The sequence below is a fragment of the Citrobacter sp. wls827 genome (genome assembly GCF_005280875.1).
Classification (GTDB): domain Bacteria; phylum Pseudomonadota; class Gammaproteobacteria; order Enterobacterales; family Enterobacteriaceae; genus Citrobacter; species Citrobacter youngae.
Genome location: NZ_SZWR01000010.1, coordinates 264,012 through 280,659 on the forward strand (window position 1 = coordinate 264,012; position 16,648 = coordinate 280,659).

At 51.4% G+C, this 16,648-nt stretch carries 13 protein-coding genes; 8 read left to right on the forward strand and 5 right to left on the reverse strand.

Features of this window, described 5'->3' with window-relative positions; translation table 11 throughout:
• Positions 1-31 precede the first annotated feature (31 nt).
• The 3 genes from yfcC to ackA all read right to left on the reverse strand — a co-directional run bounded on the left by yfcC (position 32) and on the right by ackA (position 5,176).
• Positions 32-1,552 carry a putative basic amino acid antiporter YfcC gene (gene yfcC / locus FDX03_RS04660; RefSeq protein WP_137345538.1) on the reverse strand — a complete coding sequence of 507 codons (1,521 nt, stop codon included), beginning with the start codon at positions 1,550-1,552 and terminating at the stop codon, positions 32-34.
• 201 nt (positions 1,553-1,753) lie between these two features.
• Positions 1,754-3,898, reverse strand: a complete 2,145-nt coding sequence (gene pta / locus FDX03_RS04665; RefSeq protein WP_101742312.1) for a phosphate acetyltransferase — start codon at positions 3,896-3,898, stop codon at positions 1,754-1,756.
• Positions 3,899-3,973: 75 nt separating this feature from the next.
• Complete coding sequence (ackA, locus tag FDX03_RS04670) at positions 3,974-5,176, reverse strand: acetate kinase (protein WP_061068223.1); 1,203 nt, start codon at positions 5,174-5,176, stop codon at positions 3,974-3,976.
• A 339-nt stretch (positions 5,177-5,515) separates the two neighbouring features.
• On the opposite strand from ackA, the gene yfbV reads away from it, so the two are divergent.
• The 4 genes from yfbV to FDX03_RS04690 all read left to right on the forward strand — a co-directional run bounded on the left by yfbV (position 5,516) and on the right by FDX03_RS04690 (position 9,129).
• Complete coding sequence (gene yfbV / locus FDX03_RS04675) at positions 5,516-5,971, forward strand: terminus macrodomain insulation protein YfbV (RefSeq protein WP_003028087.1); 456 nt, start codon at positions 5,516-5,518, stop codon at positions 5,969-5,971.
• Positions 5,972-6,054: 83 nt separating this feature from the next.
• Positions 6,055-6,549: a YfbU family protein gene (locus FDX03_RS04680; RefSeq protein ID WP_003028086.1), complete on the forward strand. Its 495-nt coding sequence runs from the start codon at positions 6,055-6,057 to the stop codon at positions 6,547-6,549.
• Positions 6,542-7,219 carry a sugar phosphatase gene (locus FDX03_RS04685; RefSeq protein WP_086523398.1) on the forward strand — a complete coding sequence of 226 codons (678 nt, stop codon included), beginning with the start codon at positions 6,542-6,544 and terminating at the stop codon, positions 7,217-7,219. Before FDX03_RS04680 ends, FDX03_RS04685 begins: the two co-directional genes overlap by 8 nt.
• 77 nt (positions 7,220-7,296) lie before the next feature.
• On the forward strand, positions 7,297-9,129 hold the full coding sequence (locus FDX03_RS04690; RefSeq protein ID WP_048211069.1) for an SLC13 family permease: 1,833 nt from the start codon (positions 7,297-7,299) through the stop codon (positions 9,127-9,129).
• Between the two features lie 101 nt (positions 9,130-9,230).
• Here FDX03_RS04690 and yfbR read toward each other — a convergent pair whose 3' ends face one another.
• Positions 9,231-9,830: a 5'-deoxynucleotidase gene (gene yfbR, locus FDX03_RS04695; RefSeq protein WP_061068221.1), complete on the reverse strand. Its 600-nt coding sequence runs from the start codon at positions 9,828-9,830 to the stop codon at positions 9,231-9,233.
• Positions 9,831-9,927: 97 nt separating this feature from the next.
• The gene (alaA, locus tag FDX03_RS04700) at positions 9,928-11,145 is read right to left on the reverse strand and encodes an alanine transaminase AlaA (protein WP_005129483.1); all 1,218 of its coding nucleotides are present in this window, start codon (positions 11,143-11,145) and stop codon (positions 9,928-9,930) included.
• 926 nt (positions 11,146-12,071) lie between these two features.
• Here alaA and lrhA point away from each other — a divergent pair.
• The 4 genes from lrhA to nuoC all read left to right on the forward strand — a co-directional run bounded on the left by lrhA (position 12,072) and on the right by nuoC (position 16,646).
• Positions 12,072-13,010: a transcriptional regulator LrhA gene (gene lrhA / locus FDX03_RS04705; RefSeq protein WP_005129482.1), complete on the forward strand. Its 939-nt coding sequence runs from the start codon at positions 12,072-12,074 to the stop codon at positions 13,008-13,010.
• 626 nt (positions 13,011-13,636) lie between these two features.
• Positions 13,637-14,080: an NADH-quinone oxidoreductase subunit NuoA gene (nuoA, locus tag FDX03_RS04710; RefSeq protein ID WP_040230134.1), complete on the forward strand. Its 444-nt coding sequence runs from the start codon at positions 13,637-13,639 to the stop codon at positions 14,078-14,080.
• A gap of 15 nt (positions 14,081-14,095) precedes the next feature.
• Positions 14,096-14,758: an NADH-quinone oxidoreductase subunit NuoB gene (nuoB, locus tag FDX03_RS04715; protein WP_003028075.1), complete on the forward strand. Its 663-nt coding sequence runs from the start codon at positions 14,096-14,098 to the stop codon at positions 14,756-14,758.
• An 85-nt stretch (positions 14,759-14,843) separates the two neighbouring features.
• Positions 14,844-16,646, forward strand: a complete 1,803-nt coding sequence (gene nuoC, locus FDX03_RS04720) for an NADH-quinone oxidoreductase subunit C/D (RefSeq protein WP_075551358.1) — start codon at positions 14,844-14,846, stop codon at positions 16,644-16,646.
• The last annotated feature ends 2 nt before the right edge of the window (positions 16,647-16,648 follow it).

Here is a 16,648-nt window from a genome sequence, read left to right on the forward strand (position 1 = left end):
GCCGCTGATGCGCATTATCCGGCCTTGTTGTTTAATGGTAGCCCATTATCTGCGCGCCAATCACCACCACGCTGGACATAGTAAACAGCAGTCCCAACAGCGTGGCGCCTACCTTCAGCCAGTTACGAAAATCCACCCGACAAACGCCTAACGTTGCCATCAGTGATGCCGACGTAGGATAGATAATATGACTGAATCCGTCACCAAACTGGAATGCCAGAACGGTGACCTGACGGTTGACGCCAACCAGATCGCCCAACGGTGCCAGCAGCGGCATGGTCAACGCAGCCTGACCGGAGCCGGAGGTAACGAAGAAATTAAATACCGCCTGGAACAGCAGCATAAACCACGCCGCAATGGCGTTATCCAGACCGCTAATGCCGTTGGCGATGCTGTGCAGCAGGGTATTCAGTACGCTGGCATCGCCCGCTTCACCATTGCCTACCAGCAGCAATATCCCCTTGGCAAAACCAACCAGCAGGGCAGGGGCAATCATCATACGCGCACCCTCAGTAAATGAGGACGCCATGATGTTAACCGTCATGCCGTTGAGCCGAAAGACGACGCCGATAATGCCAATCACCAACCCCATAGTGAAGAACTGGCTGGCAATCTCCGGGATAAACCACGCGTGGACGATAACGCCCCAAATGACCCACACGATCACGCCCGTCAGCACCATCAGTACCAGCCAGTCGCCGAGCGTGAAGCGGCGCTCAATGACCTCATCCTGCTGTTCGCGGAAGAAGCGGTCTGATTCATGCACGCGTGACAGCAGCGGATTCTTTTTGATGCGTGCCGCGTAGGCCAGCGTGAACGTCAGGCCGATCATCGTCGCCACAACCCACACCACGATGCGCAGACCCGAACCCGAGAGCACAGGGACACCGGCAATACCCTGTGCGACAACCACACAGAATGGGTTCATCCACGAACTGGCAAAGCCAATTTGGGTGGCAATGTAGGTCACCAGCACGGTGGTGATACTGTCGTAACCTAAGCGTACCATCAGCGGCGCGATGATAATGGCAAAGGCGACAGCCTCTTCCCCCATGCCAAATACCGCGCCACCCAATGAGAAGAGAATAAACAGCACCGGGATAAACAAGACCTCGTTACCCCGGGTATGGCGGATGAGCGCCAGGATGCCGTTATCAATGGTTCCGGTGCGCATCACGATGCCAAACGCGCCGCCAATCACCAGCATAAACATAATGATGCCAACGGCAGTACCGAATTTAGAGCCGGAGGTTAACCCTTCAAACGGGAAGTTCATCAGACCAGGACTTTCGTCACCGGTGGTAAAGAACTTAACCGGGTGATACTGCTCTTCACCGGCTTCATTGGTCAGAATACGGAATGAGTGGGGATCAACAACCTTGCGGGTCTTGGTTTGCCCATCAACCTGATACTGCACTTCCTGACTGTCGAACATCCCGACGGGAACAACCCAGGTCGCCAGACTGGTTAAAATGGCGACGAAAAAAATTATCACCAGCGTGTCGGGCATCGCCCACTTTTTGGCTGGCCGTGTTTCTGTTACTGCTGACATCAAAGACTATCCCTGTTGCAATGCAAAAGAGGGTAAGTATGCAAACAGGAGAATAGTTATTCATTGATGCAGCGCATCCTGATAAATGTTTCAGATTATGCAAATGGGAAAAACAGATATAAAAAAACCGGAAATATTAGCTATTTCCGGTTTGATAAGCAGGATGTGTTGCCGGATAAAGCATCCGGCACTCGCAGCAAATTACTGCTGCTGCTGGGAAGACTGGATCGCGGTCAGAGCGATGGTGTAGACGATATCGTCTACCAGCGCGCCACGAGACAGGTCGTTCACCGGCTTGCGCATACCCTGCAGCATCGGCCCGATGGAGATCAGGTCGGCAGAACGCTGTACCGCTTTGTAGGTGGTGTTACCGGTGTTCAGATCCGGGAAGATGAACACGGTAGCGCGACCGGCAACCGGAGAGTTCGGCGCTTTGGATTTCGCAACGTCAGCCATAACGGCAGCATCGTACTGCAGCGGGCCGTCGATCATCAGGTCAGGACGTTTTTCCTGTGCCAGACGGGTCGCTTCGCGAACTTTCTCTACGTCACTACCTGCACCAGAAGTACCGGTGGAGTAGGAGAGCATTGCTACGCGCGGTTCGATACCGAAGGCAATCGCGGATTCAGCGGACTGAATCGCGATTTCTGCCAGCTGTTCTGCGGTTGGATCCGGGTTGATCGCGCAGTCGCCGTAAACGTAAACCTGATCCGGCAGCAGCATGAAGAACACGGAGGATACCAGAGAACTGCCCGGTGCAGTTTTGATCAGCTGCAGCGGTGGACGAATGGTATTCGCGGTGGTGTGAACTGCACCAGAAACCAGACCGTCAACGTCGTCCTGTTCCAGCATCAGGGTGCCGAGAACGACGTTGTCTTCCAGCTGTTCGCGGGCAACGGTTTCGGTCATACCTTTGTTTTTACGCAGCTCGACCAGGCGTGCAACGTAGCTTTCGCGAACCACTTCCGGGTCAACGATTTCAACGCCAGCGCCCAGTTCAACGCCCTGAGACGCCGCAACGCGGGTGATCTCATCCGGGTTACCCAGCAGAACGCAGGTTGCGATACCGCGTTCAGCACAGATAGCGGCCGCTTTAACGGTACGCGGTTCGTCGCCTTCCGGCAGAACAACGCGTTTGCCCGCTTTACGCGCCAGTTCGGTCAACTGGTAGCGGAACGCTGGTGGAGACAGACGACGGCTGCGCTCAGACGTTGCGGTCAGAGATTCAACCCAGTCGGCGTTGATGTAGTTAGCAACGTATTCCTGAACTTTCTCAATACGCTCGTGATCGTCAACCGGAACTTCCAGGTTGAAGCTCTGCAGGCTCAGAGAGGTCTGCCAGGTATTGGTGTTGACCATGAATACCGGCAGGCCGGTTTCGAATGCACGTTCGCACAGCTTAGTGATGCGCGCGTCCATTTCATAGCCGCCAGTCAGCAGCAGGGCGCCGATTTCCACGCCGTTCATGGCCGCCAGGCATGCTGCAACCAGCACGTCCGGACGGTCAGCGGAAGTCACCAGCAGTGAACCTGCGCGGAAGTGTTCCAGCATGTGCGGAATGCTGCGTGCGCAGAAAGTCACAGACTTCACGCGACGGGTATTGATATCGCCTTCGTTCACGATGGTGGCGTTCAGGTGACGCGCCATATCGATTGCACGGGTGGCGATCAGATCGAAGCTCCACGGCACCGCGCCCAGAACCGGCAGCGGGCTGGACTCCTGCAGTTTAGCCGGATCAACTTTGATCACTTTCGCTTTGGAAGAGTCGTCGAAAATCTCAGACAGATCCGGGCGAGTACGGCCCTGCTCATCAACCGGTGCGTTCAGTTTGTTAACGATTACGCCGGTGATGTTGGTGTTTTTCGCGCCGCCGAAGCTGCTGCGAGTCAGTTCAATACGCTCGTTCAGCTGTTCCGGGGTATCGGTACCCTGAGACATGACGAAGACGATTTCCGCGTTCAGCGTTTTCGCGATTTCGTAGTTCAGAGACTGCGCGAACTGATGTTTACGGGTTGGGACCAGGCCTTCAACCAGGACAACTTCAGCGTCTTTAGTGTTCGCGTGATAGTTCGCGATAATCTCTTCCATCAGCACATCTTTCTGATTGCTGGACAGCAGAGATTCAACGTGGCTCATCTTCAGCGGCTCAGCGGCTGGCAGAGAAGAGTTAGCACGCACGATGCTGGTAGTCTGGTCAGGCGCATCGCCACCGGCACGAGGCTGAGCGATAGGCTTAAAGACGCTCAGACGAACGCCTTTGCGTTCCATAGCACGGATCACGCCAAGGCTGACGCTGGTCAGGCCGACGCTGGTTCCGGTAGGGATCAGCATAATAATACGGGACACGGTTTATCCTCTTTCGTTACCGCCAATTTAGACGGGTTACAAAACAGCACCGCCAGCTAGGCTGGCGGTGTGAAATCAGGCAGTCAGACGGCTCGCGTCTTGCGCGATAACCAGTTCTTCGTTGGTTGGGATAACCACCGCAGGACGGGTACCTTCTTTGTTGATGAAACCAGATTTGCCGAAACGTGCGGCCAGGTTACGTTCGTGGTCAACTTCGAAGCCCAGAACGCCCAGTTTGCCCAGAGACAGTTCACGAACCATCGCGGCGTTTTCACCAATGCCACCGGTGAAGACAACCGCATCCAGACGACCATCCATCAGCGCGGTGTAGGAACCGATGTATTTCGCCAGACGGTGGCAGTAAACGTCCATTGCACGTTTAGCGTCTTCTTTGGTGGTGTAGTTGTCTTCAACATAACGGCAGTCGCTGGTGACTTCAGTCAGACCCAGCAGGCCAGACTCTTTGGTCAGCATTTTGTTGATCTGGTCAACACTCATGCCCAGGGTGTCGTGCAGGTGGAAGATGATCGCCGGGTCGATGTCACCGGAACGCGTACCCATCACCAGACCTTCCAGCGGGGTCAGACCCATGGAGGTATCAACACATTTACCGTTACGGATTGCAGAAACAGAACCGCCGTTGCCCAGGTGGCAAGTGATGATGTTCAGTTCATCAACCGGTTTGTTCAGCATTTTTGCCGCTTCCTGAGTCACGAAGAAGTGGCTGGTACCGTGCGCGCCGTAACGACGAATGCCATGCTCTTTGTACAGGCTGTACGGCAGGGCATAGAGGTAAGATTCTTCCGGCATAGTCTGATGGAACGCGGTGTCGAATACGGCCACGTTTTTGTCTTTCAGATTCGGGAAGGATTTCAGCGCTTCAGCGATACCGATCAGGTGTGCAGGGTTGTGCAACGGTGCAAAAGAGGCTGCATCTTTGATACCCTGAATAACGGAATCGTCGATAACTACAGAGCCGGTGTATTTTTCGCCGCCGTGAACAACACGGTGACCAATCGCAGTCAGCTGAGCAGACAGTTCTGGTTTTTGTGCCAGAATAGTATTAACGATAAAATTCAGCGCTTCACTGTGAGCGGCGCCTGCACCTAAAGCCGCTTCTTGTTTACCGCCATCCATTTTCCATTTGATACGTGCTTCTGGGAGATGGAAACATTCGGCTAAACCAGAAAGGTATTCTTCACCGTTTACTGCATCGATGATGGCAAATTTCAGTGAGGAGCTACCGCAGTTCAGAACCAGTACTAACTTACTCGACATGGAAGTACCTATTTATGATACGTGGCTAAAAAAACGTCAGGGAGTCATAGAGCGTAGCGCATGATGACACCGACGTTTATGATTAACATCATGCGCCAGGGTCTTTTTGGGCACGATGGAATAAATACCTTTGAGTCTATGTCATTTTGCGTATTTTTCAGCCAATGGCATACTATGTGTCAATTTGACGACTCAATGATTTTGGACTAAAGGCCTTACAGGCCGGCACAGGATACCTGAATGTGGGTATCAAAGACAAAATGTTTTGAACGATGTCCTTTGTAGTTGTTGTTTTGCACAAATTTTTTAATTTTTATATGTGAAGTTGAGGTAACCGCCATGTCGACACCGGATAATCGTTCCGTCAATTTTTTTAGCTTGTTCCGCCGGGGGCAGCACTACGCGAAGACGTGGCCAATGGAAAAGCGCCTCGCGCCCGTGTTTGTAGAGAACCGCGTGATCCGTATGACACGTTACGCAATCCGTTTTATGCCGCCTATCGCCGTCTTCACGTTATGCTGGCAAATTGCGTTGGGTGGTCAGTTGGGACCGGCTGTGGCAACGGCGCTATTTGCGCTGAGCCTGCCAATGCAGGGCATGTGGTGGTTGGGTAAGCGTTCCGTGACACCGCTGCCGCCTTCGATTCTCAACTGGTTCTACGAAGTTCGGGGGAAATTACAAGAAGCCGGACAGGCGTTATCGCCGGTTGAAGGGAAGCCTGATTACCAGGCGCTGGCTGACACGCTTAAGCGTGCCTTCAAACAACTGGATAAAACTTTCCTCGATGATTTGTAATTGACCCCTGATTACGCATATAAAAGAAGGCACAAGATGCCTTCTTTTTTTTCATCGCAGTAGTAGTGATACAGGAGTCCCAAATGGAAATGACCAACGCTCAACGTCTGATTTTGTCGAATCAGTACAAAATGATGACTATGCTCGACCCAACTAACGCCGAGCGTTATCGTCGTTTGCAGACGATTATTGAACGCGGTTACGGTTTGCAGATGCGCGAGCTGGATCGTGAGTTTGGTGAGCTGACGGAAGAAACCTGTCGTACGATTATCGATATTATGGAGATGTATCACGCATTACATGTGTCCTGGACTAATCTTAAAGATGCACAGGCCATTGATGAGCGCCGCGTGACCTTCCTCGGTTTTGACGCCGCAACGGAAGCCCGTTTCCTCGGATACGTTCGCTTTATGGTCAATGTGGAAGGTCGCTATACCCACTTTGATGCGGGTACGCATGGCTTCAACGCCCAGACCCCGATGTGGGAAAAATATCAGCGTATGTTGAACGTCTGGCACTCCTGCCCGCGCCAGTATCACCTGAGCGCGAATGAAATTAACCAAATCATTAATGCCTGAGGGGGCGAGCGTGCAGTGCAAAGGTTTTCTGTTTGATCTGGATGGAACGCTGGTCGATTCCTTACCCGCAGTAGAACGCGCGTGGTGCAACTGGGCCGATCGTTTTGGCCTCGATCACGACGAGGTGCTCGGCTTTATTCATGGCAAGCAGGCCATTACCTCTCTGCGACACTTTATGGTGGGCAAATCTGAGGCTGAGATCGCTGCGGAGTTCACCCGTCTTGAGCAGATCGAAGCGACGGAAACCGCTGGGATCACCGCGCTGCCGGGGGCTGTTGAGTTGCTCAACCACCTCAATAAAGCGGGTATTCCGTGGGCGATTGTGACCTCCGGTTCTATGCCAGTCGCACGAGCGCGCCATCGTGTCGCGGGGCTTCCCGCGCCTGAAGTGTTTGTTACAGCTGAGCGGGTAAAAAGAGGGAAACCAGAACCAGACGCTTATCTGTTAGGCGCTCAACTGCTGGGTCTCGCACCGCAAGAGTGTACCGTGGTTGAAGATGCGCCCGCTGGTGTGCTTTCAGGACTGGCGGCTGGGTGTCATGTGATCGCGGTCAATGCGCCTGCGGACACGCCGCGTCTGGATGAGGTCGACTTTTCGTTGACCAGTCTGGAACAGATTTCCGTGACCAAGCAACCCAACGGAAATGTGGTCGTAGTAAGAAATACCTGATCATGATTTAGCCCCAGATTGTTGGGGCTTTTTTATGGCAGAATCGACTCATCCCTCTCATTTAACAAGGATATGTTGTGAACGGTGAATTGATATGGGTTCTCTCATTGTTGGCGATTGCCGTCGTTTTGTTTGCCACTGGCAGAGTGCGTATGGATGCAGTTGCTCTGTTGGTCATCATTGCCTTTGTTCTGAGTGGAACACTGAGCATCTCAGAGGCTTTTTCGGGTTTCAGCGATCCTAACGTTATTTTGATTGCGGCTTTATTTATCATTGGTGACGGCCTGGTGCGTACCGGGGTGGCAACGGTGATGGGGGCATGGCTGGTGAAGGTGGCCGGCAGTAGTGAAGTCAAAATGCTGGTTTTGCTGATGATCACCGTCGCCGGGCTCGGTGCCTTTATGAGTTCCACTGGCGTAGTCGCGATTTTTATTCCTGTTGTTTTAAGCGTATCTATGCGCATGCAAACCTCGCCCTCGCGTCTGATGATGCCGCTTAGCTTCGCGGGGCTTATCAGCGGCATGATGACGCTGGTGGCGACGCCGCCCAACCTGGTCGTCAACAGTGAGTTACTGCGCGAGGGACTCAACGGTTTCAGCTTTTTCAGCGTGACCCCGCTTGGGCTGGTTGTTCTGGTGCTCGGCATCATTTACATGCTGCTGATGCGTTTTATGCTCAAAGGTGAGGACTCCGGGCAACAGGGGGATGGCTGGAAACGCCGGACCTTTCGCGATCTTATCAAAGAGTATCGTCTGACGGGGCGCGCCCGCCGCCTGGCTATTCGTCCCGGCTCGCCGATGATTGGCCAGCGTCTTGACGACCTGAAGCTGCGTGAGCGCTACGGGGCGAACGTGATTGGTGTTGAGCGCTGGCGTCGCTTTCGGCGCGTGATTGTGGACGTTAATGGGGTCTCTGAGTTCCGTGCCCGTGACGTTTTGCTCATTGATATGTCCGCCGCTGATGTCGATCTGCGCGAATTCTGCAGTGAACAATTGCTGGAGCCGATGGTGCTGCGCGGCGAGTATTTTTCCGAACAGGCGCTTGATGTGGGGATGGCTGAGATTTCGTTGATCCCGGAATCAGAATTAATCGGTAAAACGGTAAGGGAAATCGCGTTTCGTACGCGTTACGGCCTGAATGTCGTCGGGGTGAAGCGTGATGGTACGGCGATGGACGGCGCGGTAGTGGATGAACCGTTGCTGATGGGCGATATCATTCTGGTCGTGGGTAACTGGAAACTTATCACATCGTTGGGTAAAAAAGGCCGCGACTTTGTGGTGTTGAACATGCCGGTCGAAGTCAGTGAAGCGTCTCCGGCGCACAGCCAGGCACCGCACGCGATTTTCTGTCTGGTTCTGATGGTTGCGTTAATGCTGACGGATGAAATACCCAATACGGTGGCCGCAATTATCGCCTGCCTGCTGATGGGGAAATTCCGGTGTATTGATGCAGAGAGCGCCTATAAGGCGATCCACTGGCCAAGCATTATCTTGATCGTCGGGATGATGCCTTTTGCGCTGGCTTTACAAAAGACCGGCGGTGTCGATCTGGTGGTAAAAGGACTCATGGACGTCGGTGGGGGATATGGCCCGTACATGATGCTGGGTTGTCTGTTTGTCCTGTGTGCGACCATTGGTTTATTTATCTCGAATACCGCAACAGCGGTGCTGATGGCACCGATTGCGCTGGCGGCGGCAAAGTCGATGGGCGTTTCGCCGTATCCTTTTGCGATGGTGATTGCGATGGCGGCTTCCGCCGCCTTTATGACGCCGGTGTCTTCACCTGTTAACACGCTGGTGTTGGGGCCGGGTAACTACAGCTTTAGCGACTTCGTGAAGATTGGCGTACCGTTTACGGTGATTGTCATGGCAGTGTGCGTGGTGATGATCCCGATGCTGTTCCCGTTTTGACCGCCGCAGTAAACGCCTGATGGCGCTGCGCTTATCAGGCCTACGGATATCACGCTACCTGTAGGCCGGATAAGGCGTTAGCCGCCATCCGGCAAAATCGTTTAAAGCGGTGAATCCTGGCTGATTTCATCTAATGAAAGGTGAAAGCTTGGGACAAACATGTCCATAAAGTAGTCCATCTCTTCGCTGCGTCGTGACTCCAGCGTTTTTTCCAGACGCGTTTTCGCCAGCAGAAATTCGTTGTTACCGGCGGAGAGTTCCTCCAGGCACTTCAGATACGCGCACAGGGCATCGGCCTGTTTAACAATCGATCTTTCTTCTTCACTTAAGGCATGTTCATCAATGAGTGGTGCAAAAATATCCCGCAACTCGTCGGGAACCATATCGACCAGTTTTTGCTGGGCAATTTTCTCTATCGCTTTATATTCCTGAGCAATCTGCGAGTTGAAATATTTCACTGGGGTAGGGAGATCGCCGGTTAACACCTCTGACGCATCGTGATACATCGCCAGCAGGGCAATACGCTCAGCATTTACCTGACCACCAAATTTACGGTTTTTGATCGCGGCCAGCGCATGAGCAACCATGGCAACCTGCAGACTGTGTTCAGACACGTTTTCGGTGCGCACGTTGCGCATCAGCGGCCAGCGGTTAATGAGCTTCAGACGGGATAAGTGGGCAAAAAAATGGCTCTGCTTCATAACGACCCTTATATGATGGCAACCTAAGAGTCATTGTGCGCAGAGAAGGCTGTCAGATGCAAATACTCGTCATACTGGTCCGACAGCCTTTGTTTAATTACAACTGGTGATAGCCTGACAGGAAGCGCTCGAATTTACTTAGCGACATTTCGATATCGTCAATACGCGGCAGTGTGACGATACGGAAATGATCCGGCCACGGCCAGTTGAAAGCCGTTCCCTGAACCAGCAGGACTTTTTCCTGCAGCAGAAAGTCGAGAACCATCTTCTGGTCGTCGTGAATATTGAAGCGTTTGGCATCAATTTTCGGGAACATATACAGCGCGCCGCGTGGCTTCACGCAGGAGACGCCCGGAATATCATTAAGTAATTCCCAGGCCCGGTTGCGCTGTTCATACAAACGTCCGCCTGGCATGATAAATTCGCTGATGCTCTGGTATCCACCCAGCGCGGTTTGAATGGCGTGTTGCGCTGGAACGTTGGCGCATAAACGCATGGAGGCCAACATTTCAAGACCTTCAATATACCCTTTGGCATGTTTCTTCGGTCCGTTCAGTACCATCCAACCCTGGCGGAACCCCGCAACACGATAAGTTTTTGACAGGCCATTGAAGGTAATAGTCAGCAGATCCGGGGCCATTGCCGCAATTGAGTGATGCTCGGCATCATCATAGAGAATTTTGTCATAAATCTCGTCAGCAAAGATAATGAGGTTGTTCTGGCGAGCAATCTCAACAATCTCCATCAGCAGCTCTTTAGAGTAAACGGCGCCGGTAGGGTTGTTTGGGTTAATGATGACGATCCCACGAGTGCGCGGGGTGATTTTTGCCCGAATATCATCAAGGTCCGGGAACCAGTCTGACGATTCATCACACAGGTAGTGCACGGCATTACCGCCAGAGAGCGATACTGCCGCTGTCCACAGCGGGTAATCAGGTGCAGGAACCAGCATTTCGTCCCCACTGTTCAGCAACGCCTGCATCGCCTGAACGATTAATTCAGAAACGCCGTTACCGATATAAATATCCTCCACGGTAACATCGCGCATCCCGCGGGCCTGGTAATGCTGCATGATCGCTTTGCGGGCTGAATAAAGACCTTTTGAATCGCAATACCCTTGTGCGGTAGGCAAATTGCGGATCACATCGACCAGAATTTCATCTGGTGCTTCAAACCCGAATGGCGCAGGGTTGCCGATGTTGAGTTTCAGAACTTTATTGCCTTCTTCTTCCAGGCGCTTTGCTTCCTTCAGAACCGGGCCACGAATGTCATAACAGACATTTTCTAATTTGCTGGATTTTTCAATGGGGGACATGAATCTTGACCTTTTTAGCTGTGAATGCCACTCCCTGCCGTGGAAGTCAGCACAGAACAATGTACTCCCCCGACGGTGAGTTTTGAAGGGTCTTTAGTAGAAGATTTCGAAAGTTGCGATGTTATAATTAACTGTTAATAACTAAATAATGAAATTAATATAGAATTATAATCTTGATATTTTTGATTTTGTGGTTATATGTTTCGATGTGGCGGCTAGGGTATGGTGATTTGTTTTGGTAAAAATAGTGAGATGTGCAAAACGGGGCGCGGTCGGGAGTATCTGCTGTATTGCGCAATTCGAAAATACTGAGGTTTGAGCCTGACAAACTGTTATCGGCCTGATCTGACAACGACGCGGTGTGAATCTATTGTTAAGTATAATTAATGAATGGTGGCATTCTTAATTAATTATTATTTAATATTTAAACAGTATTTATTGAACGCGTTAATAATACGAAAACTGCCAGTCTGAGTTATCACCTTTTTGCTTCGATTAATTCGCGATAACACTTATAAATATAGTGGTTTTAGGTTAAGATAAGTCCCATGAAATGGTACGCAACTTGTGTTTTGCGATAATTCTAATGTTAGTTAAGAGTTTCTAACATACTGAAAAGTTAGTTTTTAATGTGTAAATTAGTGTTCGTTAACTATTTTTCAAATTTACAAAATTTACATGTTTTCCATTAGTCAGAATCATCCAACAGCTAAAAAAATGACTCTTTCTCGTTGCTATATTCCGATGAGTGTCACGGGTATTATATAGCGCTGAAAGGGAATTGTTTCGTTTGTTAAAGCAAATACATCCTTATTTTCACCTGGTTACACCTGGTGAAACTGCGAGGGAGGCCCATTACAAATGGAGTTGTTTGTTTCTGAATGCACAGCATTAACCCGGTATGACCCGCGAGTAAGTGAAAAATTATGATAAATGCAAATCGTCCGATAATTAACCTCGATCTCGATCTGCTGAGAACCTTCGTTGCCGTTGCCGATCTGAATACCTTCGCGGCTGCGGCAGCTGCGGTATGTCGCACTCAGTCTGCGGTGAGTCAGCAAATGCAACGTCTCGAACAACTTGTGGGGAAAGAGTTGTTCGCGCGCCATGGACGTAACAAACTACTGACCGAGCATGGGATTCAGTTGCTGGGTTACGCCAGAAAAATATTGCGTTTTAATGATGAGGCATGCTCATCATTGATGTTTAACAATCTTCAGGGAGTGTTAACTATTGGCGCTTCTGATGAATCAGCGGATACTATCCTTCCTTTTCTGCTGAACCGGATAAGTTCGGTTTATCCGAAGCTTGCGCTGGATGTCAGAGTGAAACGCAACGCTTACATGGTGGATATGCTGAAGTCACAAGACGTTGATCTGGTGGTGACAACCAACCGGCCAGGCGATTTTGAGTGTCTGAATCTGCGTACCTCACCTACGCACTGGTATTGTGCGGCCGAATATATTTTACAAAAAGGTGAGCCGGTGCCGCTGGTGCTGCTGGATGATCCGAGTCCGTTCCGCGATATGGTACTGGCAACGCTGAACGCTGCACAGATCCCGTGGCGTCTGGCCTATGTTGCTTCAACATTAGCGGCTGTTCGTGCGGCAGTGAAGGCGGGGTTGGGCGTGACTGCCCGTCCTGTAGAAATGATGAGCCCGGATTTACGCGTACTGGGCGCGGCGGACGGATTGCCACCGTTGCCGGAAACGGAGTACTTGCTGTGCTGCGACCCTGCATCACAAAATGAGCTGGCTCAGGTGATCTTTAAGTCGATGCAGACCTATCAAAATCCCTGGCAATACAACCAGTTTACCCCTGAAGGGGGAGACGATTCGCTGATTGTCGAAGGCGACTTTGAGTGATGTACCATAAATAATCGTTATAAAATGTAAGTGCAAAAAAGAGTCGCTGGTGATGAAAAAACATCCAGTGGCTCTTTTTTTATGCAAATAATGGTCGGAGATGGCATTTTGTATACCAAAACTTAACAAAATCAGTAGGTAAAAAAATCACCTACAAATAGTGCAAAAAACAATCACTCGAGGCGCTATTCATTTTCATGTTAAAAAACTAGAGAAATTGTTGCTGTTTTTTATGGTGAATTAACAAAAGCGTGTCACAGATCAAGAAAATACTCCCATTTAGGGGGAGGCATCTGTGTGAATTCCTGTCAAAATAGACGGGTATCATTTTTTTACTTCACTACGGACACGATTCAACAACATTAAAAATGACCGATGACGCGATCGAAATGGGTCTAAATAGCACTTTATGTTAATGGTGTTGGAGTTGTGTAAAATAATGTGAGGAAACTTTTGTTAAAGTTGACAAAAGGTTATAGAAAGGAGTAAAAAACCCCATCAATTAGCTGTCTAAAATGATTTTTCACAGTGATTGTAAGGTTTTTTTTATTCCTCCCCATGAATCGATGTGGCGTTCATCTGCCGAAAAGAGCAGAGAATTTGGCGCTACTTTTGATGAGTAAGCAATGAGTATGTCAACATCCACTGAAGTCATCGCTCATCACTGGGCATTCGCTATCTTTCTTATTGTCGCCATTGGCCTGTGCTGCCTGATGCTCGTCGGCGGCTGGTTTTTAGGTGGTCGCGCACGCGCGAGATCTAAAAACGTGCCGTTTGAATCAGGTATCGACTCGGTCGGCACCGCCCGCTTGCGCCTGTCTGCCAAGTTTTATCTGGTAGCCATGTTCTTCGTTATCTTCGACGTTGAAGCGCTGTATCTGTTCGCATGGTCAACCTCTATCCGTGAAAGCGGTTGGATTGGCTTTGTGGAAGCTGCAATTTTTATTTTTGTGTTACTGGCAGGTCTGGTTTATCTGGTGCGTATTGGCGCGCTGGACTGGACGCCCGCGCGTTCACGCCGCGAGCGTATGAACCCGGAAACGAACAGTATCGCTAATCGTCAACGCTAACCGCGAGGCATTAAGATGGATTATACGCTCACCCGCATAGATCCTAACGGTGAGAACGACCGTTACCCCCTGCAAAAACAGGAGATCGTAACCGACCCCCTGGAGCAGGAAGTTAACAAAAACGTGTTCATGGGCAAGCTGCATGACATGGTTAACTGGGGCCGTAAAAACTCAATTTGGCCATATAACTTTGGCCTTTCCTGCTGCTACGTAGAGATGGTGACCTCGTTTACCGCCGTGCATGACGTGGCCCGTTTTGGTGCAGAAGTATTGCGTGCATCGCCGCGTCAGGCTGACCTGATGGTCGTAGCCGGAACCTGCTTTACCAAAATGGCACCGGTTATTCAGCGCCTCTACGATCAGATGCTGGAACCGAAATGGGTTATTTCCATGGGCGCCTGCGCCAACTCCGGCGGTATGTACGATATCTACTCGGTAGTGCAGGGCGTTGATAAATTTATTCCGGTCGATGTGTACATCCCGGGATGCCCGCCGCGTCCGGAAGCGTACATGCAGGCACTGATGCTGCTGCAAGATTCCATTGGCAAAGAACGCCGTCCGCTCTCCTGGGTGGTTGGCGATCAGGGCGTTTATCGCGCCAATATGCAGTCAGAACGCGAGCGTAAACGCGGCGAACGTATTGCTGTAACGAATCTTCGTACACCAGACGAGATTTAATTTGCGCCTGTCGGCAGCAGCACTTCCTTCGCTTACCACTACATAAATAGCGCGAAGCACTGCCGACCACCACGGACCATTTGCAATGGTGAACAATATGACCGACTTAACCGCGCAAGACGCCGTATGGCAAACACGGGATCACCTTGATGACCCGGTCATTGGCGAACTGCGCAACCGTTTTGGGCCGGATGCCTTTACCGTTCAGGCTACTCGCACTGGGGTACCCGTTGTCTGGGTCAAGCGTGAACAGTTACTCGAAGTTGGCGATTTCTTAAAGAGACTGCCGAAACCTTACGTCATGCTGTTTGACTTACACGGCATGGACGAACGTCTGCGTACGCACCGCGAAGGGTTACCCGCCGCGGATTTTTCCGTTTTCTATCACCTGATCTCCATTGAACGCAATCGCGATATCATGCTCAAGGTGGCTTTGTCTGAAAACGATCTGCGCGTACCGACTTTCACCAAACTGTTCCCGAACGCCAACTGGTATGAGCGTGAAACCTGGGAAATGTTTGGCATCGACATCGAAGGTCACCCGCACCTGACGCGTCTGCTGATGCCGCATACCTGGGAAGGCCATCCGCTGCGTAAAGACTACCCGGCGCGTGCGACCGAATTTGATCCGTTTGAGCTGACTAAAGCCAAACAGGATCTGGAAATGGAAGCGCTGACCTTCAAACCTGAAGACTGGGGCATGAAGCGTAGCACCGAAAACGAGGACTTTATGTTCCTCAACCTCGGTCCTAACCACCCGTCTTCCCATGGTGCGTTCCGTATTGTCCTGCAGCTTGATGGCGAAGAAATCGTCGACTGCGTACCTGACATCGGCTACCACCACCGTGGCGCTGAAAAGATGGGCGAACGTCAGTCCTGGCACAGCTATATTCCGTACACTGACCGTATCGAGTACCTCGGCGGCTGCGTAAACGAAATGCCGTACGTGCTGGCAGTCGAAAAGCTGGCGGGTATTACCGTACCGGATCGCGTCAACGTGATTCGCGTCATGCTGTCTGAACTGTTCCGTATCAACAGCCACCTGCTGTACATCTCCACGTTCATTCAGGACGTCGGCGCGATGACTCCGGTATTTTTCGCCTTTACCGACCGTCAGAAAATCTACGACGTCGTGGAAGCGATCACCGGTTTCCGTATGCACCCGGCCTGGTTCCGTATCGGCGGTGTGGCACACGATCTGCCGCGCGGTTGGGACAAACTGCTGCGTGATTTCCTCGACTGGATGCCAAAACGTCTGGATTCTTACGAGAAAGCCGCACTGCGTAACACCATCCTGAAAGGCCGTTCGCAGGGCGTTGCCGCTTACGGCAAGAAAGAAGCGCTGGACTGGGGCTGTACCGGTGCTGCGCTGCGTGCGACCGGTATTGATTTCGACGTGCGTAAAGCGCGTCCGTACTCTGGCTACGAAAACTTTGACTTTGAAGTCCCGGTTGGCGGCGGTGTGTCCGACTGCTATACCCGCGTGATGCTAAAAGTTGAAGAGCTGCGCCAGAGTCTGCGCATCCTTGAGCAGTGCCTCAATAACATGCCGGAAGGCCCGTTCAAAGCGGATCACCCGCTGACGACGCCGCCGCCGAAAGAGCGCACGCTGCAACATATCGAAACCCTGATCACCCACTTCCTGCAGGTTTCGTGGGGACCGGTTATGCCGGCAAACGAGTCCTTCCAGATGGTGGAAGCGACCAAGGGTATTAACAGTTACTACCTGACCAGCGATGGCAGCACCATGAGTTATCGTACCCGTATCCGTACCCCGAGCTATGCGCACCTGCAGCAGATCCCGGTAGCGGTACGTGGCAGCCTGGTGTCCGACCTGATCGTCCATCTGGGTAGTATCGATTTTGTTATGTCAGATGTGGACCGCTAATT

Bases quoted from the DNA above. Each gene is read 5' to 3' on its own strand.
- yfcC (WP_137345538.1), bottom strand. From the start codon at position 1,552: ATGTCAGCAGTAACAGAAACACGGCCAGCCAAAAAGTGGGCGATGCCC.
- ackA (WP_061068223.1), bottom strand. From the start codon at position 5,176: ATGTCGAGTAAGTTAGTACTGGTTCTGAACTGCGGTAGCTCCTCACTG.
- yfbV (WP_003028087.1), top strand. From the start codon at position 5,516: ATGTCGACACCGGATAATCGTTCCGTCAATTTTTTTAGCTTGTTCCGC.
- FDX03_RS04680 (WP_003028086.1), top strand. From the start codon at position 6,055: ATGGAAATGACCAACGCTCAACGTCTGATTTTGTCGAATCAGTACAAA.
- FDX03_RS04685 (WP_086523398.1), top strand. From the start codon at position 6,542: ATGCCTGAGGGGGCGAGCGTGCAGTGCAAAGGTTTTCTGTTTGATCTG.
- yfbR (WP_061068221.1), bottom strand. From the start codon at position 9,830: ATGAAGCAGAGCCATTTTTTTGCCCACTTATCCCGTCTGAAGCTCATT.
- alaA (WP_005129483.1), bottom strand. From the start codon at position 11,145: ATGTCCCCCATTGAAAAATCCAGCAAATTAGAAAATGTCTGTTATGAC.
- lrhA (WP_005129482.1), top strand. From the start codon at position 12,072: ATGATAAATGCAAATCGTCCGATAATTAACCTCGATCTCGATCTGCTG.
- nuoA (WP_040230134.1), top strand. From the start codon at position 13,637: ATGAGTATGTCAACATCCACTGAAGTCATCGCTCATCACTGGGCATTC.
- nuoB (WP_003028075.1), top strand. From the start codon at position 14,096: ATGGATTATACGCTCACCCGCATAGATCCTAACGGTGAGAACGACCGT.
- nuoC (WP_075551358.1), top strand. From the start codon at position 14,844: ATGGTGAACAATATGACCGACTTAACCGCGCAAGACGCCGTATGGCAA.